This is a genomic window from Bosea vestrisii (genome assembly GCF_030144325.1).
Lineage (GTDB): Bacteria > Pseudomonadota > Alphaproteobacteria > Rhizobiales > Beijerinckiaceae > Allobosea > Allobosea vestrisii_A.
This window is the reverse complement of the sequence record NZ_CP126307.1, coordinates 3525607-3546331: the sequence shown is the minus strand read 5'-3', so window position 1 is coordinate 3546331 and position 20725 is coordinate 3525607. Positions and strand designations below refer to the sequence as shown.

Annotated in this window: 22 protein-coding genes; 12 read left to right on the top strand and 10 right to left on the bottom strand. The window is 66.3% G+C overall.

All coding sequences use genetic code 11. From position 1 onward, the window contains the following. The first annotated feature begins 2 nt into the window (after nt 1–2). The 4 genes from accD (at nt 3) to QO058_RS17535 (ending at nt 3550) form a co-directional block, all read left to right on the top strand. Nucleotides 3–902, top strand: a complete 900-nt coding sequence (accD, locus tag QO058_RS17550; protein WP_284167566.1) for an acetyl-CoA carboxylase, carboxyltransferase subunit beta — start codon at nt 3–5, stop codon at nt 900–902. A gap of 27 nt (nt 903–929) precedes the next feature. Beyond that, entirely contained in the window at nt 930–2252 is a 1323-nt protein-coding gene (locus tag QO058_RS17545) for a bifunctional folylpolyglutamate synthase/dihydrofolate synthase (RefSeq protein WP_284167565.1), read from the top strand. 184 nt (nt 2253–2436) lie between these two features. Continuing rightward, on the top strand, nt 2437–2691 hold the full coding sequence (locus QO058_RS17540) for a hypothetical protein (protein ID WP_284167564.1): 255 nt from the start codon (nt 2437–2439) through the stop codon (nt 2689–2691). A gap of 16 nt (nt 2692–2707) precedes the next feature. Beyond that, nucleotides 2708–3550: an aldo/keto reductase gene (locus tag QO058_RS17535; RefSeq protein ID WP_284167563.1), complete on the top strand. Its 843-nt coding sequence runs from the start codon at nt 2708–2710 to the stop codon at nt 3548–3550. A 123-nt stretch (nt 3551–3673) separates the two neighbouring features. Here the strand turns inward: QO058_RS17535 and QO058_RS17530 are convergent, their stop codons facing one another. Together QO058_RS17530 and QO058_RS17525 are read right to left on the bottom strand one after the other, a co-directional pair. Continuing rightward, nucleotides 3674–4609 (bottom strand): acetamidase/formamidase family protein, encoded by a 936-nt coding sequence (locus QO058_RS17530; protein ID WP_284167562.1) that lies wholly within the window; start codon nt 4607–4609, stop codon nt 3674–3676. A gap of 21 nt (nt 4610–4630) precedes the next feature. Then, the gene (locus QO058_RS17525) at nt 4631–5725 is read right to left on the bottom strand and encodes a DMT family transporter (RefSeq protein WP_284167561.1); all 1095 of its coding nucleotides are present in this window, start codon (nt 5723–5725) and stop codon (nt 4631–4633) included. Nucleotides 5726–5968: 243 nt separating this feature from the next. Here QO058_RS17525 and QO058_RS17520 point away from each other — a divergent pair, with 243 nt between their 5' ends. Then, nucleotides 5969–7063, top strand: a complete 1095-nt coding sequence (locus tag QO058_RS17520; protein ID WP_284167560.1) for an AbrB family transcriptional regulator — start codon at nt 5969–5971, stop codon at nt 7061–7063. Nucleotides 7064–7069: 6 nt separating this feature from the next. Here the strand turns inward: QO058_RS17520 and QO058_RS17515 are convergent, their stop codons facing one another. Beyond that, nucleotides 7070–7870 (bottom strand): WecB/TagA/CpsF family glycosyltransferase, encoded by an 801-nt coding sequence (locus QO058_RS17515; protein WP_284167559.1) that lies wholly within the window; start codon nt 7868–7870, stop codon nt 7070–7072. A gap of 356 nt (nt 7871–8226) precedes the next feature. Between QO058_RS17515 and QO058_RS17510 the strand changes: the two genes are divergently transcribed. The 3 genes from QO058_RS17510 to QO058_RS17500 all read left to right on the top strand — a co-directional run bounded on the left by QO058_RS17510 (nt 8227) and on the right by QO058_RS17500 (nt 11858). After that, the gene (locus QO058_RS17510) at nt 8227–9681 is read left to right on the top strand and encodes an undecaprenyl-phosphate glucose phosphotransferase (RefSeq protein WP_284167558.1); all 1455 of its coding nucleotides are present in this window, start codon (nt 8227–8229) and stop codon (nt 9679–9681) included. Nucleotides 9682–9782: 101 nt separating this feature from the next. Further along, nucleotides 9783–10529: an SDR family NAD(P)-dependent oxidoreductase gene (locus tag QO058_RS17505; RefSeq protein WP_284167557.1), complete on the top strand. Its 747-nt coding sequence runs from the start codon at nt 9783–9785 to the stop codon at nt 10527–10529. Between the two features lie 69 nt (nt 10530–10598). Next, complete coding sequence (locus QO058_RS17500) at nt 10599–11858, top strand: allantoate amidohydrolase (RefSeq protein ID WP_284167556.1); 1260 nt, start codon at nt 10599–10601, stop codon at nt 11856–11858. A 3-nt stretch (nt 11859–11861) separates the two neighbouring features. Here the strand turns inward: QO058_RS17500 and QO058_RS17495 are convergent, their stop codons facing one another. Further along, a complete protein-coding gene (locus QO058_RS17495; protein ID WP_284167555.1) occupies nt 11862–12770 on the bottom strand; it encodes a protein-methionine-sulfoxide reductase heme-binding subunit MsrQ in 909 nt (302 codons plus the stop codon). 127 nt (nt 12771–12897) lie between these two features. On the opposite strand from QO058_RS17495, the gene QO058_RS17490 reads away from it, so the two are divergent. Then, nucleotides 12898–13509 carry an HAD family hydrolase gene (locus tag QO058_RS17490; protein ID WP_284167554.1) on the top strand — a complete coding sequence of 204 codons (612 nt, stop codon included), beginning with the start codon at nt 12898–12900 and terminating at the stop codon, nt 13507–13509. Between the two features lie 48 nt (nt 13510–13557). Here the strand turns inward: QO058_RS17490 and QO058_RS17485 are convergent, their stop codons facing one another. From QO058_RS17485 to QO058_RS17475, 3 genes are all read right to left on the bottom strand, one after another. Next, nucleotides 13558–13863, bottom strand: a complete 306-nt coding sequence (locus QO058_RS17485) for a hypothetical protein (RefSeq protein ID WP_284167553.1) — start codon at nt 13861–13863, stop codon at nt 13558–13560. Between the two features lie 95 nt (nt 13864–13958). Continuing rightward, complete coding sequence (gene lepA, locus QO058_RS17480; protein ID WP_284167552.1) at nt 13959–15764, bottom strand: translation elongation factor 4; 1806 nt, start codon at nt 15762–15764, stop codon at nt 13959–13961. Between the two features lie 61 nt (nt 15765–15825). Further along, nucleotides 15826–16593, bottom strand: coding sequence for a YiiX/YebB-like N1pC/P60 family cysteine hydrolase (locus QO058_RS17475; protein WP_284167551.1), 768 nt, complete (start codon nt 16591–16593; stop codon nt 15826–15828). Between the two features lie 241 nt (nt 16594–16834). On the opposite strand from QO058_RS17475, the gene QO058_RS17470 reads away from it, so the two are divergent. Further along, nucleotides 16835–17380 (top strand): GNAT family N-acetyltransferase, encoded by a 546-nt coding sequence (locus QO058_RS17470; RefSeq protein ID WP_284167550.1) that lies wholly within the window; start codon nt 16835–16837, stop codon nt 17378–17380. Between the two features lie 34 nt (nt 17381–17414). Beyond that, nucleotides 17415–18512, top strand: coding sequence for a helix-turn-helix transcriptional regulator (locus tag QO058_RS17465; protein ID WP_284167549.1), 1098 nt, complete (start codon nt 17415–17417; stop codon nt 18510–18512). A gap of 36 nt (nt 18513–18548) precedes the next feature. Here the strand turns inward: QO058_RS17465 and QO058_RS17460 are convergent, their stop codons facing one another. Further along, nucleotides 18549–18992: a MarR family winged helix-turn-helix transcriptional regulator gene (locus tag QO058_RS17460; protein ID WP_284167548.1), complete on the bottom strand. Its 444-nt coding sequence runs from the start codon at nt 18990–18992 to the stop codon at nt 18549–18551. An 84-nt stretch (nt 18993–19076) separates the two neighbouring features. Between QO058_RS17460 and QO058_RS17455 the strand changes: the two genes are divergently transcribed. Then, nucleotides 19077–19583, top strand: a complete 507-nt coding sequence (locus QO058_RS17455) for an anthrone oxygenase family protein (RefSeq protein WP_284167547.1) — start codon at nt 19077–19079, stop codon at nt 19581–19583. Here QO058_RS17455 and QO058_RS17450 read toward each other — a convergent pair. Both QO058_RS17450 and QO058_RS17445 read right to left on the bottom strand, forming a co-directional pair. After that, entirely contained in the window at nt 19562–19804 is a 243-nt protein-coding gene (locus QO058_RS17450; RefSeq protein ID WP_284167546.1) for a DUF3297 family protein, read from the bottom strand. The genes QO058_RS17455 and QO058_RS17450 overlap by 22 nt on opposite strands. A 141-nt stretch (nt 19805–19945) precedes the next feature. Continuing rightward, the gene (locus QO058_RS17445) at nt 19946–20719 is read right to left on the bottom strand and encodes a ferredoxin--NADP reductase (protein WP_284167545.1); all 774 of its coding nucleotides are present in this window, start codon (nt 20717–20719) and stop codon (nt 19946–19948) included. Nucleotides 20720–20725 lie beyond the last annotated feature (6 nt).

The following is a 20725-nucleotide window of genomic DNA, read 5'->3' as shown; positions in this document are numbered from 1 at the left end:
CGATGAACTGGATTTCCGAAGTCGTCCGTCCGCGCATCAAGACGCTGTTCAAGCGCGAGACCCCCGAGAATCTCTGGATCAAGTGCCCGGATTCCGGGCAGATGGTCTTCCACAAGGATGTCGAGGCCAACGGCTTCGTCATTCCCGGCTCCGACCACCACATGCGCGTCACCGCGCAGGATCGGCTGCGGCTGACCTTCGACGAGGGCAAATGGGTCGACGTGCCGCTGCCGGAGGCCGTGGCCGACCCGCTCAAGTTCCGCGACGAGAAGCGCTATGTCGACCGGCTCAAGGACGCCCGCACCAAGACCGGGGCCGCCGACGCCTTCAAGGTCGGCTATGGCCGGGTCCAGGGCCTGCCGATGACGATCGCGGTGCAGGATTTCCACTTCATGGGCGGCTCGCTCGGCATGGCCGCCGGCGAAGCCTTCATCAAGGGCGCCGAGACCGCGCTTGAGAAGAAGACCCCTTATGTCGTCTTCGCCGCTTCGGGCGGGGCGCGCATGCAGGAGGGCATCCTCTCGCTGATGCAATTGCCGCGCACCACCGTCGCGACCCGGATGCTGCGCAAGGCCGGCCTGCCCTATTTCGTCGTGCTGACCAACCCGACCACCGGCGGTGTCACCGCCTCCTACGCCATGCTGGGTGATGTCCACATCGCCGAGCCGGGCGCGCTGATCGGCTTCGCCGGGCCGCGCGTGATCGAGCAGACCATCCGCGAGAAGCTGCCCGAGGGCTTCCAGCGCTCGGAATATCTCAAGGATCACGGCATGGTCGACATGGTCGTGCATCGCCACCAGATTCCGGCGACGCTGGCGCGGCTCGGCCGACTGCTGACCAAGCAGAAGCTGCCAGCCGTCAATGCCCCGGAACCCGAGCCGCTGCCGGCCGCCACCGTCTGATAAACAGCCGGCCGGAGCCGGTCCCGCATGAGCACATCCGACCTCCTGCTGGCGCGCTTCCTCGCGCTGCACCCCAAACTGATCGACCTCTCGCTCGGGCGTATCCTGCGCCTGCTCGAACGGCTGGGCGATCCGCAGAAGAAGCTGCCGCCGGTGATCCATGTCGCCGGCACCAACGGCAAGGGCTCGACCATCGCCTTCATGCGGGCGATCCTCGAAGCGGCCGGCCTGTCTGTCCATGTCTACACCTCGCCGCATCTGGTGCGCTTCCATGAACGCATCCGGCTGGGGCGGCCCGGCGGCGGGCGCTTCGTCGACGAGGCCGTGCTGGTCGAGGCGCTGGAGCGCTGCGAGCGCGTGAACGCCGGCGATCCCATCACCTTCTTCGAAATCACCAACGCCGCCACCTTCCTGCTCTTCGCCGAGCACAAGGCCGATGTCGTGCTGCTCGAAGTCGGGCTCGGCGGACGCTTTGACGCAACGAACGTGATCGATCACCCCGCCTGCACGGTGGTAACGCCGGTCTCGCTCGATCATTCCGAATATCTCGGCGACACCGTCACCAAGATCGCCGGCGAGAAGGCTGGCATCTTCAAGCGTGGTGCGCCGGCGGTGATCGCGCCGCAGGAGCCGGAGCCGACCGCCGTGCTGGAAGCTGCGGCCGAGCGTGTCGGTGCCTCCAAGATCCTGGTCGGCCTGCAGGACTTCAACGTCCACGAAGATGGCGGCCGGCTGGTCTACGAGGACGGCGATGGGTTGCTCGATCTGCCGCTGCCGCGTCTCGCCGGGCGCCACCAGCACACAAACGCCGGCACCGCGATCGCAGCCCTGCGTGCCGCCGGCTATGGCGGCCTGCCGGCCCTGGCCTTCGAGCGCGGCATGACCGAGGCGGAGTGGCCGGCCCGCCTGCAAAGGCTGGCGCGCGGCCCGCTCGCCGAGCTCGCGCCTGCCGGCGCCGAGCTCTGGCTCGATGGCGGCCATAACCCCGATGGCGGCCGCGTGCTCGCCCAGGCAATGGCCGATCTCGAGGAGAAGAACCCGGCGCCGCTCGTGATGATCGCCGGCCTGCTCGCGACCAAGGATGCGCGCGCCACGCTCAGTCATTTCAAGGGGCTGGCGCAGGGCCTCTTCGCCGTCTCCATGCAGAACCAGCTCGCGGCGCGCTCCGCCGAAGAGGTCGCGACGCTGGCGCGCGAGGCGGGCCTGAAGGCCGAGATCGCAGGCTCGGTGGAACAGGCACTGCGCGAGATCGCGGCGCGGACCTGGCCGGCGCCGCCGCGCATCCTGATCTGCGGCTCGCTCTACCTCGCCGGCGAGGTGCTGGCGGCCAACGGTACGCCACCGGTGTGATCGGCCGGGCGCAGCGAGGGAGAGCCATGCCCGCTCCCGGGATGATGACACTGGGCCTGATCCTGCTCTGCAGCGCGCTCGGCGGCTGCGTGACCTCGGGCGATGTCGGGACTAATGGCATCGACCGCGCCGCCGCCGGCGAGCCGACCTTGATGCAGCAGACCTACATGACCATGGACAGGCGTTGCCGACAGGTCAGGCGGCCGACCGCCGTGCTGACGCAGAAGCCGCAATACGGCACGGTCCGCATGCTGACGCGCAAGGCCAGGCGGTCTATGGCCCTGGCCCCCATCAGCATTGCGACGGCAAGGTCGGCAAAGCGCTCGCCTTCGAATACACCTCAAACGCCGACTATCGCGGCCGCGACGGCTTCGAGGTGCGCGTGCGCTACTCGGACGGCGAAATCCGCCATGGCCGCTATGAGGTCGAGGTCCGCTGAAAGATAGGATGAGCGAATGACACAGGCTTTCGGCGCGGGCGGTCCAGTGGTCTCGCGGATCGGCCAGGGCACCTGGAACATCGAACGCGCAGCGCGCAGCGAAGCGATCGCGGCGCTGCGGCGCGGACTCGACCTCGGGCTCTCGCATATCGACAGCGCCGAGATGTATGGCGATGGCCGCGCCGAGGAGATCACCGGCGAAGCGATCGACGGGCGGCGCGACGAGGTCTTCCTGGTTTCCAAGGTGTTGCCGCACAACGCCTCGAAGGCCGGAACCCGCAAGGCCTGCGAGCAATCGCTGCGCCGGCTCAGGACAGACCGGCTCGACTGCTATTTGCTGCACTGGCGCGGCTCATATCCGCTGGCCGAGACCTTCGCGGCGTTCGAAGACCTCCGGGCCGAGGGCAAGATCCTGTCCTGGGGCGTCAGCAATTTCGACGTCGCCGATCTCGACGAGGCGCTGCGCGTCGTCGGGCCCGGCAGGATCGCCTGCAACCAGGTACTCTACCATCTGCGCGAACGGGCGATCGAACATGCGGTGATCCCCTGGTGCGAGAGGCACGGCGTCGCCGTCACCGCCTACAGCCCGTTCGGGCAGGATGATTTCCCGGAGGAGCGCTCGGCACAAGGCAAGGTGCTGGCCGAGATCGCCAGCGCGCATGGCGCGAGCCCGCGTCAGATCGCGCTCGCTTTCCTGACGCGCAAGCCAAGCGTCTTCGCGATCCCGAAAGCGGCGAAGGCTGGCCATGCGCAGGACAATGCCAGCGCGCTCGGGCTGCAGCTGGGCGACGAGGACATAGCCCGGCTCGACGCCGCCTTCCCGCGCGGGCCAAAGCCGCGCGGGCTGCCGATGCTGTAGGACAAGGCGTCATTCTCGGACGAAGCGAAGCTGAAATCCGAGAATCTCGTGACGAAAGGACGCCAGTTGGAGCCTGCTCCGGCCTGAGATGCTCGGGTCAAGCCCGAGCATGACGGGGATACGTTACGCCACCAGGCTCTTCGGCAGCATGCAGTGGATGCCCTTGGAGCCGTTGACCGTCTGGGTCACGCGCAGATCGGCGGCGAGGCTGCAGAGCATATAGGCCTCGTCCCGCGTCAGCTTCGTCTGCGAGGTGATCAGGCCGATCATCTCCCTCAACGCATTCTGGGCGCAGATATCGAGATCGGGGTCGATCCCCATGGTGATGTGGTGGGTCTTGGTCTCGCCGCGCGGCATTGCGAAGGAGAGATCCTCGCGCAGGTAGAATTCGAAGGTGCCTTCCAGCGCCGTCTCGATCGCAGTGATGCAGACCTCGCCATCGCCTTGGGCGCCATGGCCGTCGCCGCAGGAGAACAGGGCGCCCTCGACGAAAACAGGCAGATAGAGGGTCGCGCCGGCACCCAATTCCTTGTTGTCGAGATTGCCGCCGAAGGCGCGCGGGATCAGCGAGGTCAGCCGGCCCCAATGCGCCGGCGGCGCCGTGCCCATCACGCCGAAGAAGGGCGAAAGCGGCAATTCCATGCCCCAGGGCAGGTTCGCGACTTTCCGCTCGCGGTCGAGATGGATGTAGCGGAAGGCGTGATAATCGAACTCGTCCGGCAGCGTGCCGCCGAGCGGGCGGAACATGGTGTAGCCAAAATCGGTGCGCGGCTTCACGCTCCTGATCTGCACCTCCAGCACCTGGCCAGGCTTGGCGCCCTTCACCGCGATCGGACCGGTGAGGATATGGCCGGGCACCATGCGCTCGGCCTTTTCATGGATCTCGTGGATCTCCGGCGGGATCGTCGCATTGCCCTCGGGCAGGTGGGCGGGGCCGCCGGTGACGGTGCGGATGGTGACGCTGTCGCCGCTCTCGATCTCCAGCACCGGCTTCAGCCCGGCGTCGAAATAGCCCCAATGGCAGGTGGCGAGGGAGGCATCGAGCTGATGATGCGTCATGGGCGTCTCGTGGCTTGAGCGTCAGGGCGGGGTGGACAGGTCGGCGCCGACCCGGCCGCGGGCATTGCGGCGCATGGTGTAGAGCGTCGCGCCGATGACGATGGCCGCGCCGATGAGTGTCGTCAGCGTCGGTATCTCGGCGAAGAAGACGAAGCCGGTGAAAACAGCCAGGATCAAGCGGCTGAAATCGAGCGGCGCCAGCGCCGACGCCTCGCCGACCTGATAGGCCTTGGTGATCAGCCATTGCCCGGCGGTACCGAACAGGCTGAGCAGCACCAGCCAGAACCGTTGCTCGGCTGTCGGCCAGACCCAGAGGGCCCAGGCCGGCCAGGCGAGCACGACCATCAGCACCAGGCCCTGATAGATCAGGATCGTCTCGGTCCGCTCGCTGGTGCCGAGGATGCGCACGCTGATGGTGATGCCGGCGCCGAACAGCGCACCGCAAAGCGACATCAGCGCCCAGAAGTTCAGCCCATCGGCCGACGGGTTGAGCATGATCAGCACGCCGGCAAAGCCGAGTACGGTCGCGACCCAACGCGCCCGATCGACGCGCTCCTTCAGGATCAGCACGGCGGCGACGGTGACGAACAGCACCTGGCTGAAGCTGATCGAGGTCGCCTGGGCCAGCGGTATGTGGATGAGGGCGCTGAAGCCGCAGAGCATCGAAGCCAGGGTGATCAGGCCGCGGAAGATCTGCAGGCCGGGCCGGTCCGTCTTCAATGCCTGTTTCAGGCTGCGGCCGGCAATGGCGACGATCACGGCGCTCATGATGATCTGGCGGATCATCAGCGTCTCGACCAGCGGGATCGCCGTGCCGAGATGTTTGAAGGCGCCGACCATTACCGCGTAAACCAGCAGCGCGGTGATCATGTAGACGGTGCCGCGTAAGTTTGGGCTCGCCCTGCGCCACCACAGGCCGGCGCGATTGCGGCGGGTCGCGAGCCAGCTCTCGCGAGAGGGGGTGGAGAGAACCGGCGGTAGCGGCCGTTCAGGGCCGCTGGATTCGGGAGGCTCTGCCGGACTGCCGTCCTCGTCGGCCGAAACAGGCAGTGCCTCGGCCAAGCCGACGCCTTCGCTGCCGCGACCGGTCGCTTCCGAAAGGCGGTCTTCGCTCATGGCTGCCTCGAGCCGGGCGATGACGCCGACGGCCTATCAGATATCTGCAGGACTCGACTGTCGCTGATTTTCCGCCCGTTCGTCAGTGGCTTGCGAGCATGGCGGGGTTGCCGCCACATCCGCCCGCTCCGCCAAGAGGGCAAAGGCGCCATGCCGACAACGCCCTGTCATCGCCATGCGGATGGCGTATAGCAGCGCCGTGACGCCGCTACGCGCATGCGTCTCAGGGAGGTGATCGGGGCGATGCGGGATCTGCTGAGGGATGCGGTCAACGGCATCAGCGAATTGTCGCCGCGCCGCTTTCCCTGGCGCCGTTTCCTCTTCGCCCTCGCCCTCGGCACGCTCGGCGGCTGGCTCTTCGCCTATTACCGCCTGCCGCTGCCCTGGATGCTGGGCTCGATGGTGTTCTGCACCGCCGCCGCCATCGCCCGCACACCGGTGGCGGCACCGTCAGTGATCCGCCCGCCGATGTCAGCGGTGATCGGCGTGCTGCTCGGCTCCGGCTTCAAGCCGGAAATCGTCGCGCAGATGCCGAACTGGCTGCCGACGCTCGGCGGCCTCGTGCTGTTCATGGTCGCCTGCGGCCTGTGCTGCGTCACTTACTTTCGCCGCGTCGCCGGCTACGATCCCGTGACGGCCTTCTTCTCCGGCATGCCGGGCGGCCTCGTCGAGATGGTGATCACCGGCGAGGAGAAGGGCGGCGATGCCCGCACCATCGCGTTGATCCATTCCGCCCGCATCCTCCTGGTGGTGATGACGCTGCCCTTCATCGTGCAATGGCTCGAAGGCGTCTCGCTCGGCATCAACCGCAACCAGGGCCCATCGGTGTTTCAGACGTCGGCGCTGGGCTGGTTCTGGCTGATAGCCAGCGCGATCGCCGGGGTGATGCTCGCCCATGCTTTGCGACTGCCGGCGAAGCAGTTGCTCGGGCCGATGCTGGTCTCGGCCGTCGTGCATCTCGTCGGCCTCAGCGATTCCGTGCCGCCCTACGAGATCGTCAACGTCGCCCAGCTGATCCTCGGCGTCACCATCGGCTGCCGCTTCGTCGGCACGCCGCCGCAGGCGATCCTGCGCATCCTCGTGCTCTCGCTCGGCTCGACCGTGATCCTGGTGGTGCTGACGCTGGTCTTCGCCTTCGCGGTGGCGCATGTCTCGAGCTACAAGCCGGTACCCCTGATCCTGGCCTACTCGCCCGGGGGCCTCGCCGAGATGAGCCTGATCGCGCTGGCGCTGCACACCGAAGTCGCCTTCGTCGCGGCCCATCACATCATCAGGGTCTTTCTGGTGATGATCGGCGCCGGCCCGCTCTTCGGCGTCATCGTCGGGAAGAAACCCTAGAAGCCCTCAGGCGCTGCGCCCTGCCAGCTTCTGGCGCAGCACGCGCATCAGGAAGGCGGGATTTCCGACGACATAGCGCCGCCAGAGCCGGCGCGGCTCGAGCCAGAGCCGATAGATCCATTCGAGCCGCAGCGCGCGCACCGCCTCAGGCGCTCGCGCGACCTCGCCGGCGAGGAAGTCGAACAGCGCGCCGATCCCGGCCGCGACCGCGCAGTGGCGGGCGTCGATCCGGTCGGCGATCCACTGCTCCTGCCGCGGATTGCCGAAGGCGACCAGCAGCAGGTCGGGCCGCTCGTGCGCGAGCCGCGCCAGCAGGGCCGCCTCCACTTCTGGTTCGAAATAGCCATGGCTCAGCACTGCGAAGCGATGCTGCGGGTAGTCGGCACGCAGCCTCGCCGCCGCACGCTCGGCAACGCCCGGCTTGCCGCCGAGCAGCATCACCGAGAGCGGCCGCCTGCGGGCGGCGAGGATGGCGGGCGTAAAATCGGTGCCGTTGAGATTGGCCGGGAATGTCGTGCCGTAGAGCAGGCGCGAGGCGATATCGACGCCGATCCCGTCGGGCAGGACCAGGAAGCCGGCGAGATGCTCGCGCAATCCGGCATCGCGCGCGGCGATATTGACGAGATTGGCGTTGCAGTAGGCCAGATGCAGATGGCCGCCGCCGTCGAAAGCATGATCGACCAGTGCGAGCGCCTCGTCGTGCGTCAGCGCTGCCACCGGAACGCCGGCGATGTCGCGGCGCGGCGGTTCGGGCGGGGCGGAATGGGCGGCCCGTCGCTGCGAAGACTGGAAGAGAACGACGTTCATCTCGATCGCTGCTGGCGCACACGTCGCCATGCTGACGGCGTAGGCTGTTGTCTTCGTTTCGTTTCTTGCCAGGGTCAAGCGAAACCCCGCCATAGGATGAACGCTGTCTTTCCCTGATCCGAGAGTGGTCTTGTCGCTCCGCTTGCCCTCTGTCCCACGGGCTGTTCCGTAATGGGACGTGCTCCGCTCGTGCTGCGCCTGACTCCGGTTTATCCGGGCCGATTCCGGCGCATTTTCCGCGAAACCGGCTTCATGCCTCTACGGCATCGCCCTTGCCACCTCGACGGGTGAGGCGGCCTTTCGGCGCATCCCCTGTGCCGAATCCGGACTGCCCATGACCGAGCGAGCGCGGCATGATGAGCGTCAACGACCTGAACTATGAAGTCACCACGGCAGCCGACCAGCGCGCCAATGTGCTGCGACACTGGATCGGCCTGATCACCGCGCTGGTCGATGCGGTGACGGTTCTGACCGTGGTCGGCGGCACCTCGATCGTCTACCACTTCGTCGCCTATCGCCATCTCGGCAACGACAAGGTCACCGTCGAGCTCGCCTCGATGATCGCTGCGATCTTCGTCTTCACCAATCTGATGCGCGGCCGCTACCGGCTGGAAAACTACCTCTCGACCAAGGGGCAGATCACCTCGGCCTTCACGGTCTGGAACCTGACGATGATCGCCTTCGTCGCCCTCGTCTTCATAGCCAAGGTGAACGACCAGTATTCGCGCGCCGTCGTCCTCGTCACCTATGTCGCCGGCGTGCCGCTGATCGCGCTCGCCCGCTCGGCGATCGTGCGCACCATCTCGATGGCCTCGAAGACCGGCAGGATCACCTCCGAGCGGGTATTCCTGATCGGCCGCGAGAGCGAGGTGATGTCCTTCGTCTCGCGCCACCAGCCCTGGAATATCGGGTTCTCGATCGTCGACGTCGCCTTCCTGCGCAGCAACGATTCGCGCCGCATCAACGATCCCGCCGCGGCCCTCGCTGCCGACCTCGCCACCGCCTCGGCCAGAGCCCGTGATCTCAAGCCGGACGCCGTCTTCATCGCCCTGCCCTGGTCGGACCATGAGACGATCGACGCCTGCATCGACGCCTTCATGAATCTGCCGGTCGCGATCCACCTGACGCCGGAGCGCGTCATGGACCGCTTCGACAATCCCCATATCGTGCGGATCGGCTCGCTCGCCTCGCTCAGGCTGACGCGCCCGGCCCTGTCCTTCGTCCAGATCCTGTTCAAGCGCGTCTTCGACGTCCTCGCCGCGAGCGCGATCCTGACGCTGAGCCTGCCGCTCCTCCTCCTGGTCGCGATCGCGATCAAGCTCGACTCGAAGGGCCCGGTGCTGTTCCTGCAGCGCCGCTTCGGCTTCAACCAGGAGCCGTTCCGGATCTTCAAGTTCCGCACGATGACGACGACCGATGACGGCGAGGTGGTCAGGCAGGCAACGCGCAACGATCCGCGCATCACGCGGATCGGCGGTTTCCTGCGGCGCTACAATCTCGACGAGCTGCCGCAGCTCCTGAACGTCATCGCCGGACAAATGTCGCTGGTCGGCCCGCGCCCGCACGCGCTCGCCCATGACCGCGAGTTCCAGCGCAAGATCGCGCTCTATGCGCGGCGCCACAACGTCAAGCCGGGCATCACCGGCTGGGCCCAGGTCAACGGCCTGCGTGGCGAGACCGACACTGACGAGAAAATGGCCCGGCGCATCGCCTATGATCACTGGTACATCGACAACTGGTCGTTCTGGCTCGATTTTGGCATCCTGCTGCGCACCGTGTTCAGCCCAAGCGCCTTTCGAAACGCGCGCTGAGGAGCCAGCCTGACGCAACCCTCCCTTGAGCTGCCGCGACTTTGCGGTGGATGGCTTTGCGCTAAAGTCCGCACGCAGTTCCAGGGAGGGGCATCATTTCAATGAATCAAATCGATTTGAACGGCAGGGTCGCCATCATCACCGGCGGCGCGCAGGGTATCGGCCGTGCCGTTGCCGAACGTCTTGCCAGCAGCGGCGCCAAGGTCGCGATCTGGGACCTCGACGGCAAGCTCGCCGATGACGCGGCCGCCGCGATCGGGCCGGCGGCAAGCGGGCTTGCAATCGACGTGACCGATGCCAAAGCGGTGAACGCAGCCGCCGCCGAGCTGGAGCAGCGTCATGGCAGCGTCGACATCCTCGTCACCAGCGCCGGCATCGCCGGGCCGAACCTGAAGACCTGGGAATACCCGCTCGACGAGTGGGCGAAGATCATGCGCCTCAATGTCGATGGCACCTTGCATTGCTGTCAGGCGGTGATCCCCGGCATGCTCAAGCGCAATTACGGGCGGCTCGTGCTTGTCGCCTCGATCGCCGGCAAGGAAGGCAACCCCAACGCCTCGGCCTATTCGGCCTCGAAGGCAGCGGTGATCGCGCTGACCAAATCGCTCGGCAAGGAGCTGGCCCAGCAGGACATCGCGGTGAACTGCATCACCCCGGCCGCCGCACGCACCCGCATCTTCGACCAGATGAGCGAGGAGCATATCGGCTACATGCTGGCCAAGATCCCGCGCGGACGCTTCCTGCAGCCTGACGAAGTCGCTTCGATGGTCGCCTTCCTCGCCTCAGCCGAAAACAGCTTCACCACCGGCGCCGTCTTCGACCTGTCGGGCGGGCGCGCGACCTACTGACAGCCAAATCGCTCCTGCCGCGCTAAAGCGGGCTGGCCACGTCCATGACCAGCCCGCTAGATTGACCTCATGACCACGCCCCTGCCTTCGCCCGCCGTGCTCGGCGCCCGCGCCTTCGCCGCCCTCGCCGGCCTCAACCGGTTCACCGACGAGCCGCGCAAGCTGACGCGGCTCTATCTCTCGCCGTCGCACCGGCAGGGCGCGGAATACGTCAAGGGCGCGATGGAGGTCTCTGGCCTGACCGCCTTCATCGATGCCGCCGGCTCGGTGCAGGGCCGGCGCGAGGGCGCAATCCCCGGCCTGCCGGCAGTGCTGATCGGCTCGCATATCGACACCGTCCGCGATGGCGGGCGCTTCGATGGCAATCTCGGCGTCGTCGCCGGCATCCTGGCGGTGCAGGCGATCAGGGATGCCGGCATCCCCCTGCCTTTCGCGCTCGAAGTCGTCGCCTTCGGCGACGAGGAGACCGTGCGTTTCCCGACCTCGCTCTCGACCTCGGCGGCGCTGACCGGCCGCTATGACCAGGGCTGGCTCGCGGCGCGCGACGCTGAAGGCGTCGTGCTGCGAGACGCACTTATCGCCTTCGGCGGCGATCCGGCGGGAATCGCGGCGCTCGCCCGCAAGCCGGGCTGCGTGAAGGCCTATCTCGAGGTCCATATCGAGCAGGGTCCGGTGCTCGAAGCCGAGAATGAAGCGGTCGGCATCGTCACCGCCATCGCCGCGCAGGGCCGCGCCGGCGTGCGCGTCACCGGCGAGGCCGGCCATGCCGGGACGGTGCCGATGGAGTTGCGCAAGGATGCGCTCACGGCGGCGGCCGAGATGGCGCTGGCGCTGGAGGCTATCGCGCGGGAACATGAGCGCGCGGTTGGCACGGTCGGCGTGTTCCGGGCCGATCCCGGCGCCACCAATGTCGTACCGGGCGCGGTCGACTTCACCATCGACTTCCGGGCACCGGACGGGACGATCGTCGCCAGCATGGACGTGGAGATCCAGCGTCGCTTCGCCGAGATCGCGACGCGCCGCGGGGTCGACCTGACGATCACGCCCTATTCGCGCGGCGACGCCGTGCCGATGGACGAGGGCCTGCAGGAGGCGCTCGCTGTCGGAATCGCCCGCACCGGCTCGAATTTGACGGCGCGGCGCCTGCCCTCGGGCGCTGGTCACGACGCCATGGAAATGGCGAAGCTCTGCCCCTCGGCCATGCTGTTCGTGCGCTGCGAGAAGGGCATCAGCCATTCGCCGCTGGAGGCCATGACCGAGCTCGACGCCGGTATCGCCATCCGCGTGCTGATCGAGACCATATTGGAGCTAGCGCGGCGCGAGGGCTGAGGCTCAGCCGCCAGCCGCCTCGGAGGCCATTGCCGGCGGGCGCTCACGCCTTGCCGGCTTCGGTGCAGGCTTGCGGAAAAGATGCAGCACCGCGAGCCCGAGCCCGACCAGCGCAACCCAATGGCCCGGCCGCACAGCCGTCCAATCCTGATAGACGACGATGTCGGCATTGGCCTGGAAGATCAGCCAGGCCGAGGCGCCGGTGGCGAAGGCGTACCACGCGGTTTCGGCCAATGCGGTGGCGAGGCCAGTGGCTAGGGCGGTCAGCGCGAGCGAGCCAAAGCTCAGCGGAATGCCAAGGCGACCCAGCCCGCGATAGGCCAGCAACAGCGCGAACAGGCCGGTCAGCAGCACAGGCTGGGTCACGTCGATCTTCGACTGCAGCGCGAAATGAAACAGGCCGAGGCAGGCGATCAGGTAGACGAGGTTGTGCAGGCGCTGCCAGCGCCCCGAACCGAGACGGCGGATCATGCCGTCGGTCGAGGTGATGCCGAGCACGACGAGGCCGATGAGCCCGGTGATGCCGACGACGAGATAGAAGCGCTTGACGATCTCGGAGACGATCAGGCCCCAGTCGAAGGCGAGATCGATGCAGTACAAGGTGAGATGGCCCAGCGCATAGGCCATGGCCGACAGGCCAAGCATGCGGCGAATGCCGATCAGCTTGTTCCAGTCGAGGATGCGGCGCAGCGGCGTCACCGAGAGGGTGATGACGAGGATGCGCAGGGCCCAGGTGCCGGTATCGTGCACGGCCTGCGTCCAGGGTTTGGAACCGAGCTGATGGCTCCAGGCCTGCCAGGCGAGGATCAAGGCGGGGATGAGCACGAGCGCAAAGCAGCAGGCCCGCAGCGCCGAGAAGCGCCCCTGCCGGTCGTTCCAGGGCCAGTAACTACCTCTTGCTGCCGAAGCCATCCGTCGCGCCTTTGCTGATCCTTTACGCGAATACGCCAAAAGCCTTGTGAAGGTTACGTGCGTCCGTGCACAAGGGCGTGAGTTGCATCAGCTACGTCGATGCACGCCTGACTGGAGAAGCCTACCGATGCCTGCAAATCGCAAGGTCGTGTTCGATGTCGGCAACGTCCTGTTGCGCTGGGACCCGTTCCATCTCTATCGCGACCTCATTCCCGATGATGCCAAGCGCGACTGGTTCCTGAAGAACGTCTGCACCTCCGCCTGGAATATCGAGCAGGATCGCGGCCGGCCCTGGACCGAAGCCGTGGCGACATTGGTCGCCAGCCATCCGGAATGGGAAGTCGAGATCAAAGCCTTCGACGAGCGTTGGCACGAGACCGTGCCCGGCACGATCGAGGACAGCGTCGCGGTGCTGGCCGATCTCCAGGCCAAGGGCGAGCAGGTCTACGCCATCACCAATTTCTCACGCGAGAAATGGGCAGAGTGCCTGATCCGCTTCCCGTTCCTGCAGAGCTTCGACGGTGTGATCGTCTCGGCGCATGAGCAACTGCTGAAGCCCGATCCGGCGATCTACAACGTGCTGCTGGAGCGTTACGGGCTCGATGCCGGCGAGTGCATCTTCGTCGATGACAGCGCCAAAAACGTCGAAGCCGCCCGCTCGGTCGGCATGCAGGCGGTGCACTTCGTCGAGCCGATCGACCTCAAGGCAGAGCTGCGCGGGCTCGGCGCCAATCTCTGACCGCTGCTACGCCCTGCGCGGCCCGAGCTGCGCAGGGCGGTCAGATGGCTACCAGTAGCGGCGGCGATAATAGTAGCGCGGCCGGTAATAGCGACGGCGGTAATAATAGCGCGGCCGATAATAGCGGCGGCGCCAGTAGCGCCTGCGCCAGCGCCGACGACGGCGATAATAATACTGGGCGTAATCGGCATCGGTCTTGTCGAGCGCTTCCGCATCGACCTGCGGCGCAGCTTCAGGCGGGTGAGGCTCTGCTGCTACCACCGGTTTCGGCTGCGGCTTGGCAAGCGCTGCCGTGCCGAAGCTCGCCGCGGCCAGGCCACCGACCAGACTCGCCAGGAAAGAGCGTCTATCCACGATGCTGTCCTCCCTTCGGTTGAGGGTTCCGGATCAACACCGTGTCTGCCGGAATGGTTCCCTGACCTGCGGGCGCTTCGGCTGAGCCTCCCGGCTCAGCTGTCCATCTTCAACGCGGCGATGAAGGCTTCCTGCGGGATCTCGACGCGGCCGAACTGCCGCATCTTCTTCTTGCCTTCCTTCTGCTTGTCCAGGAGCTTGCGCTTGCGCGAGGCGTCGCCGCCATAGCATTTCGCGGTCACGTCCTTGCGCAGCGCCCGGATCGTCTCGCGGGCGATGATCTTGCCGCCGATCGCCGCCTGCACCGGAATCTGGAACATGTGCGGCGGGATCAGCTCCTTGAGCTTCTCGCACATCGCCCGGCCGCGGGCGTCAGCGCGTGAGCGGTGGACGAGCATGGAAAGCGCATCGACCGGCTCGGCATTGACCAGGATCGACATGCGCACGAGGTCACCCTCGCGATAGTCGGTGATGGCGTAGTCGAAGGAGGCATAGCCCTTCGAGATCGACTTCAGCCGGTCGTAGAAATCGAACACCACCTCGTTCAGCGGCAAGTCGTAAACGACCTTGGCGCGCGAGCCGACATAATTGAGGTCGATCTGCAGGCCGCGCCGATCCTGGCACAGCTTCAGCACCGAGCCGAGATACTCGTCCGGGGTGAAGATCGTGGCGCGGATCCAGGGCTCCTCGATGGTCTCGATCTTCATCACGTCCGGCATGTCGGCCGGGTTGTGCAGTTCGAGCGTCGAGCCGTCCCGCAGCTTGAGATGGTAGACGACCGAGGGCGCGGTCGAGATCAGGTTGAGGTTGAACTCGCGCTCGAGCCGCTCCTGGATGATCTCGAGATGCAGCAGCCCGAGGAAGCCGCAGCGGAAGCCGAAGCCGAGCGCCGCCGAGGTCTCCATCTCATAGGAGAAGCTGGCGTCGTTCAGGCGCAGCCGCGACATGGCGCTGCGCAGCACCTCGAAATCGGCGGCATCGACCGGGAAGATGCCGCAGAACACCACCGGCTGCACCGGCTTGAAGCCCGGCAGCGGCTCGGCGATCGGCTTCTTGTCGTCGGTGATGGTGTCGCCGACAGCGGTGTCGGCGACCTCCTTGATCGAGGCGGTGAAGAAGCCGACCTCGCCGGGGCCGAGTTCCTTGACCTCCAGCATCTTCGGCTTGAACACGCCGACGCGGTCGACGCCATAGACGGCGTTGGCGCGCATCATCCGGATCGTCATGTTCTTCTTCAGCACGCCGTCGATGATGCGCACGAGCACGACAACGCCGAGATAGGCATCGTACCAGCTATCGACCAGCAGCGCCTTGAGCGGGGCTTCGAGGTCGCCCTTCGGCGCCGGCAGCCGCTTGACGATGGCTTCGAGCACACCCTCGATGTTGAGGCCGGTCTTGGCCGAGATCGGCACGGCCTCGGAGGCGTCGAGGCCGATCACGTCCTCGATCTGCTGCTTGATCCGCTCCGGCTCGGCCGCCGGCAGGTCGATCTTGTTGAGGACCGTGACGATCTCGTGGCCGGCGTCGAGCGCCTGGTAGACATTGGCGAGCGTCTGCGCCTCGACGCCCTGCGAGGCGTCGACGACCAGCAGCGAGCCCTCGCAGGCCGCGAGCGAGCGCGAGACCTCATAGGCGAAGTCGACGTGCCCGGGCGTGTCCATCAGGTTCAGGATGTAATCCTTGCCATCCTCGGCTCGGTAATCGAGCCGGACGGTCTGCGCCTTGATGGTGATGCCGCGTTCCTTCTCGATATCCATCGAGTCGAGGATCTGCTCGCTCATGTCGCGCGCGGCGACCGTGCCGGTCTGCTGGATCAGCCGGTCGGCGAGGGTCGACTTGCCGTGGTCGATATGGGCCACGATCGAGAAATTGCGGATGTTGTCGAAACTGCGGGTGCTCATGCGCGCGCCATAGCAGTGCGCGCCCCTTGCGCCAAGGGTGTGGGGCAGATCGGCCGCCGTTTCACTCCGCCGCGAGCAGGCGCTCCTGCGCCCAATTCAGCCTCTTATAGTCGAAACCGGCCTCCAGGGTCGGCTTCACCACCGAGAAATAGGGCGAGATGTCGAAATCGCGCGGCATATAGAGCGAATGGTGCCGGATGTGCAGGATCTCCTCGAAATCCTGCTCGTCCATCGCGCTGGCATATTCGACCGTCGGCAGCACCGGATAGCGCGCCGCCTCGAAGGCCTGGGCGATGAGGGTCGAGCAGATCGCCCGTGTCGGATCGCCGGAGCCGAGCGCGATCATGCGACGGCGGAAGCCGGCTGGCGCCCAGGGAATCGGGATCAGCCAGCGCGCCAGGTCGAGGATGTTCTTGAGGTCGTACTGCGTGCCGAGCCGCTCGAGCACGTAGTCGACGGCGATCTGGCGGCCTTCGCGGTCGAGGGCCTGGGGCCGGCAGATCCGGGTGCCGAAGGCGCCGTATTTCGACAGGGGCGAGAGCACGCAGCCGACATCCATCTCGACTTCGGCCAGTACCAGCGGCTCGCCCTCGGGACTGAACTTGCCGGTGTCGCCGACATAAAGCGCCGCATGCGACCAGGTCGACTGGGTCAGGTATTTGATCGCCGCCGAGACTTTCATGTGGCCTTCGACCAGCAGCACATCGCCCGGTCTGAGCGCGGCCTCAAGCCGCGCCAGGGCCTTGCGATCGACCGGGCCGCTTTGCGGCTTGCCGCGCGTGATGAAGCGGACCACCGACCGGCCGACGTATTCCAAGCCCCTGTTCATCGACGCCTCCCCTTGCGCCGGCGCCGTTTCCGGCGTCTTCCGGCCCTGAGCAAAACGCGAGCCCGTGACTTTTTCGGAAATCACCTGCCCGATTTGGGCTGGAGAGACCGGAATTCGCCAAACGTCGTAAAATCCGGGTTGACGGTCGGGCGGAGTGGCCGGGCTTACCGTGATCTATTATAGTAGAATCAATCTTGCATAGTAGACACTGCCGCCAGCCGGCGGCCCGCGGAGACGAAGCATGACGGAGTTGGACAGCGTGACGATCGAACAGCTCGACGGGGACGCCGCGCTAGCCGCCATCCCAGCGCTAGCCGAGATTTTGCGCGACGCCGTCGCCAATGGCGCCTCGGTCGGCTTCATGAATTGGAACACGCAGGATGATTTCGCCGGCTTCTGGCGCGGCATCGCCGCTGAGGTCGCTGCCGATCGCATTGTGCTCTTCGTCGCGCGCGACGAGAGCGGCATCGTCGGCACGGCCCAACTCCATCCGACGGCCAAGCCGAACCAGCCGCATCGAGCCGAGATCGCCAAGGTGCTGGTGCATTCGCGGGCGCGCCGCCGTGGCATCGGCGAAGCGCTGATGCGGGCGGCGGAGGCTGCTGCGCTGGCGCTCGGGCGCGACCTGCTGGTGCTCGACACCGACGAGGCTGGCGCGGCGCGCCGGCTCTACAACCGCCTGGGCTGGACCGAGGTCGGCACCATCCCGCGCTATGCGCTGATGCCGGATGGAAGCGATTGCGCTTCGACCTTCTTCTACAAGGCACTTTCGCGGGAAGCATGCTAGCTCTGGTTGTACGCTCTGCGAGAGGGAGACCCGGTTGCCATTCGGGGATGGATACGAGGCGCTGATCGACGGTCTCTATGAGGCCGCCGTGATTCCCGAACGATGGCAGGGCTGGCTCGAGGGGCTGGCGCGCGATTGTGACGCAACGGCTGCGCTGTTCTCCCGGATCGGCGAGGCGCGCTTGTCGGTCGTCAGCACGAGCGACACGTTCAAGGAGATGTGGGACGACATATGGCTCGCCCAGGGCGGAGCGCAGAACGAACGCACCAAGCGGGCCATCGCCTTTCAGCACGCCGGCTTCATCACCGACGGCGACGTCTTTGCCCCCGGCGAGGCCGAACAATTGCCCCTCTATAGCGACTTTCTGATTCCGCGCGGCTACGGCTCCGGTGTCGCGACCGCGATCAGCATCCCCTCCGGCGACTTCGCGATGATCAATCTCGAAAAGCCGTTCGCGGACGGACCGTTCCCCCGGACGATCGTCGCGGCGCTCGACCGGGTCCGGCCCCATCTGGCGCGGTCGGCCTTGATCGCCAACCATCTGGAGGTCGAGCGTGCGCGCAGCGCAGCCGCAGCGCTGGAGCTGATGCGCCTGGCAGCAGCGGTGCTCGGCAAGGGTGGCCGGATTCTCGCCGCCAACAGCCTTCTCACACGGCTGATGCCATCGGCCATCGAGGACCTTCCCTCACGCCTGAAGCTGACCGATGCCGGCGCCGATGCGCTTTTCGCGACCGCGCTCGAGGCGCTGGGCCGGGGCGGGCCGATGGCTGCGGTCCGTTCGATCCCGATGCGGGCGCGCAATGACCTGCCGCCGATCATCTTTCACCTGGTCCCGATCAAGGGCGCAGCCCACGACCTGTTCAGCCAGGCGACCGCGATCCTCGTCGCAACTCCGCTGGTCCAGGCCAAGGCGCCGTCAGCCGACCTCGTCGCCGGCCTCTTCGACCTCAGCCCGTCGGAAGCGCGGCTCGCCGCGCTGATCGCGGGTGGCCACGCCCCGCGCGAGGCCGCCGTCATGCTCGGCTGGACTGAAGGGACAGCCCGCACCACGCTGAGGCAGGTCTTCGCCAAGACCGGCATGACCCGCCAGGCCGACCTCGTGGGACTGCTGCGCGGCGCCGTGCCGGGCTGACGTAGAACGGCATCGACTTTCGGTGTGGGCGTTGGTCTAGCTCGACTCCCCTGTGCGCGAGAGCGTGCCGACGATGCGGCGCAGCCCCACCAAGAAAGCTTCGCGCTCGTCATCGGAAAACCCGGCCAATGCCCGCGCATTGACACCCTTGGCGGCGGCGAGCGCCGGTTCCTGCAGAGCCCGCGCCCGTCCTGTGAGCTGGACGCGGCGGGCGCGGGCATCGGCCTGATCGCGCCGACGCTCGATCAGCCCGTCGCGCTCCATCCGGGCAAGCGTCGCCGCCATCGTCGCCTGCTCGACATCGAGCCGGCCAACCAGGTCCTTCTGCGTCAACCCTTCCTCGCGCCAGAGCTCGAGCAGCACCATGAACTGCGCCGGCGCGAGGCCGAGCGGGCGGACCGCCTCGGCCAGCTCACGTGCGAACAGGCGGGCGACATGGTTGGCGAGGTAGCCGGCGGAGCTGGTCTTGAAGCTGGTCATGCAGGACTCGTTTCGACGAGATTGCAATTGAACAGCATGCTATGCAATAATGAATAGCATGCTGTTCATTTCAAGGAGGCGGCCATGCCTGACTCCAGTCTTGATACGACCACGCAACGCCGCGGCGTTTCCGCCATCGGCCTCGCCGCGCTGATCCTGGCGACACTGTTCGCCGGTGCTGCGATCTACATCCTCGTCGCCGAGCAGCCAGCCCGACTCGCATTGGAGGATCGCTCGCTTGTGCTGCACTGGCAGGAGAGCTATCCGCGCGCGGCGCGGATGCAGGCCGGGCTCGCAGTGCTGGCGAGCCTTGCCGGGGCGTTCGCTTTCTGGCGGAGGCGAAATCCACTCTGGCTCGCCGGCGCGGCGCTGATGCTCGCCAATCTGCCCTTCACGCTGATGGTGATCGCACCGGTGAACGACACGCTGCTAGCGCTCGGCGCCGAGCAGGCGAGAGCGGCAAGCCGGGCGCTGATCGAGCGCTGGGGAGCGCTGCATGCTGTACGCGCCGGTCTTTCCGTACTGGCGATCGCCGCCTTCGCGCTGGCGATCGCTCGCGGCGGCGAGTCTCAATCGGCCTTGCGGAAATAGGGCTCGACCGTGCCCTTGAGCTTGATCGTCATCGGGTTGCCATGGCGATCCTTGGCATTGCCGGCGGTCAGCCGGACCCAGCCCTCGCTGACGCAGTATTCCTCGACATTGGTCTTCTCGGCGCCCTTGAAGCGGACGCCGATGTCCTTCGCGAGCAGCTCCTCGTTGTAGAAGGGGCTGTTGGGATTGGAGGACAGCCGGTCGGGCAAGGTCTCGGTCATGGCGCTACTCGTCGGTCGAGGTGATTTGCCGGACAGGTAGCAGGCTCAAGCTGTCGGGGCAAAGTCGCTGGGCAAGCCATGAATACAAAATGGCCGACCTGTGGGTACGGGCCGGCCATTCAAAGCGGTTTTCGCTAGAATTCAGCGCTCGGCAAAAGCCTTCTCGATGACGTAGTCGCCGGCTTCGCCGTGATTGCCTTCCTCGAGGCCGCGCTCGTCGAAGATCTGCCTGAGGTCGACCAGCATCTGCGGGCTGCCGCAAAGCATGAAGCGATCGCCGGCCGGGTCGAACGGTCCCATGCCGGTATCGCTGAAGAGCTGGCCGGAGGTGATGAGATCGGTGATGCGGCCGCGATTGCGGAAGGGCTCGCGCGTCACGGTCGGATAGTAGACGAGCTGCTCGCGGATCATCTCGCCCAAAAACTCGTCGTTCGGCAGCTCCTGCTGGATGCGCTCGCCATAAGCGAGCTCGGAGACCTGGCGGCAGCCATGGACGAGAACGACCTTCTCGTAGCGCTCATAGGTCTCGGGATCGCGGATCAGCGACAGGAACGGGGCGAGACCCGTGCCGGTGCCGAGCAGGAACAGGCGCTTGCCGTCCTTGAGGTTGTCGAGCACGAGCGTGCCCGTCGCCTTCTTGCCGATGATGATGGGGTCGCCGACCTGCAGGTTCTGCAGGCGCGAGGTGAGCGGGCCATCCGGCACCTTGATCGAGAAGAACTCGAGGTTCTCGTCGTAATTGGTGCTGGCGACGCTGTAGGCGCGCAGCAGCGGCTTCTCGCCGACCTTGATCCCGATCATCGTGAACTGGCCGTTCTTGAAGCGGAAGGTCGTGTCGCGGGTCGTCGTGAAGCTGAAGAGCGTATCGGTCCAATGATGGACTGAGAGCACGCGCTCCTCGTAGAAATTGCTCATCTCATC

What these genes read in the sequence shown, in the direction of transcription:
- accD (WP_284167566.1), top strand. Translation starts at nt 3, where the DNA reads ATGAACTGGATTTCCGAAGTCGTCCGTCCGCGCATCAAGACGCTGTTC.
- QO058_RS17545 (WP_284167565.1), top strand. Translation starts at nt 930, where the DNA reads ATGAGCACATCCGACCTCCTGCTGGCGCGCTTCCTCGCGCTGCACCCC.
- QO058_RS17535 (WP_284167563.1), top strand. Translation starts at nt 2,708, where the DNA reads ATGACACAGGCTTTCGGCGCGGGCGGTCCAGTGGTCTCGCGGATCGGC.
- QO058_RS17530 (WP_284167562.1), bottom strand. Translation starts at nt 4,609, where the DNA reads ATGACGCATCATCAGCTCGATGCCTCCCTCGCCACCTGCCATTGGGGC.
- QO058_RS17525 (WP_284167561.1), bottom strand. Translation starts at nt 5,725, where the DNA reads ATGAGCGAAGACCGCCTTTCGGAAGCGACCGGTCGCGGCAGCGAAGGC.
- QO058_RS17520 (WP_284167560.1), top strand. Translation starts at nt 5,969, where the DNA reads ATGCGGGATCTGCTGAGGGATGCGGTCAACGGCATCAGCGAATTGTCG.
- QO058_RS17515 (WP_284167559.1), bottom strand. Translation starts at nt 7,870, where the DNA reads ATGAACGTCGTTCTCTTCCAGTCTTCGCAGCGACGGGCCGCCCATTCC.
- QO058_RS17510 (WP_284167558.1), top strand. Translation starts at nt 8,227, where the DNA reads ATGAGCGTCAACGACCTGAACTATGAAGTCACCACGGCAGCCGACCAG.
- QO058_RS17505 (WP_284167557.1), top strand. Translation starts at nt 9,783, where the DNA reads ATGAATCAAATCGATTTGAACGGCAGGGTCGCCATCATCACCGGCGGC.
- QO058_RS17500 (WP_284167556.1), top strand. Translation starts at nt 10,599, where the DNA reads ATGACCACGCCCCTGCCTTCGCCCGCCGTGCTCGGCGCCCGCGCCTTC.
- QO058_RS17495 (WP_284167555.1), bottom strand. Translation starts at nt 12,770, where the DNA reads ATGGCTTCGGCAGCAAGAGGTAGTTACTGGCCCTGGAACGACCGGCAG.
- QO058_RS17490 (WP_284167554.1), top strand. Translation starts at nt 12,898, where the DNA reads ATGCCTGCAAATCGCAAGGTCGTGTTCGATGTCGGCAACGTCCTGTTG.
- lepA (WP_284167552.1), bottom strand. Translation starts at nt 15,764, where the DNA reads ATGAGCACCCGCAGTTTCGACAACATCCGCAATTTCTCGATCGTGGCC.
- QO058_RS17475 (WP_284167551.1), bottom strand. Translation starts at nt 16,593, where the DNA reads ATGAACAGGGGCTTGGAATACGTCGGCCGGTCGGTGGTCCGCTTCATC.
- QO058_RS17470 (WP_284167550.1), top strand. Translation starts at nt 16,835, where the DNA reads ATGACGGAGTTGGACAGCGTGACGATCGAACAGCTCGACGGGGACGCC.
- QO058_RS17460 (WP_284167548.1), bottom strand. Translation starts at nt 18,992, where the DNA reads ATGACCAGCTTCAAGACCAGCTCCGCCGGCTACCTCGCCAACCATGTC.
- QO058_RS17455 (WP_284167547.1), top strand. Translation starts at nt 19,077, where the DNA reads ATGCCTGACTCCAGTCTTGATACGACCACGCAACGCCGCGGCGTTTCC.
- QO058_RS17450 (WP_284167546.1), bottom strand. Translation starts at nt 19,804, where the DNA reads ATGACCGAGACCTTGCCCGACCGGCTGTCCTCCAATCCCAACAGCCCC.
- QO058_RS17445 (WP_284167545.1), bottom strand. Translation starts at nt 20,719, where the DNA reads ATGAGCAATTTCTACGAGGAGCGCGTGCTCTCAGTCCATCATTGGACC.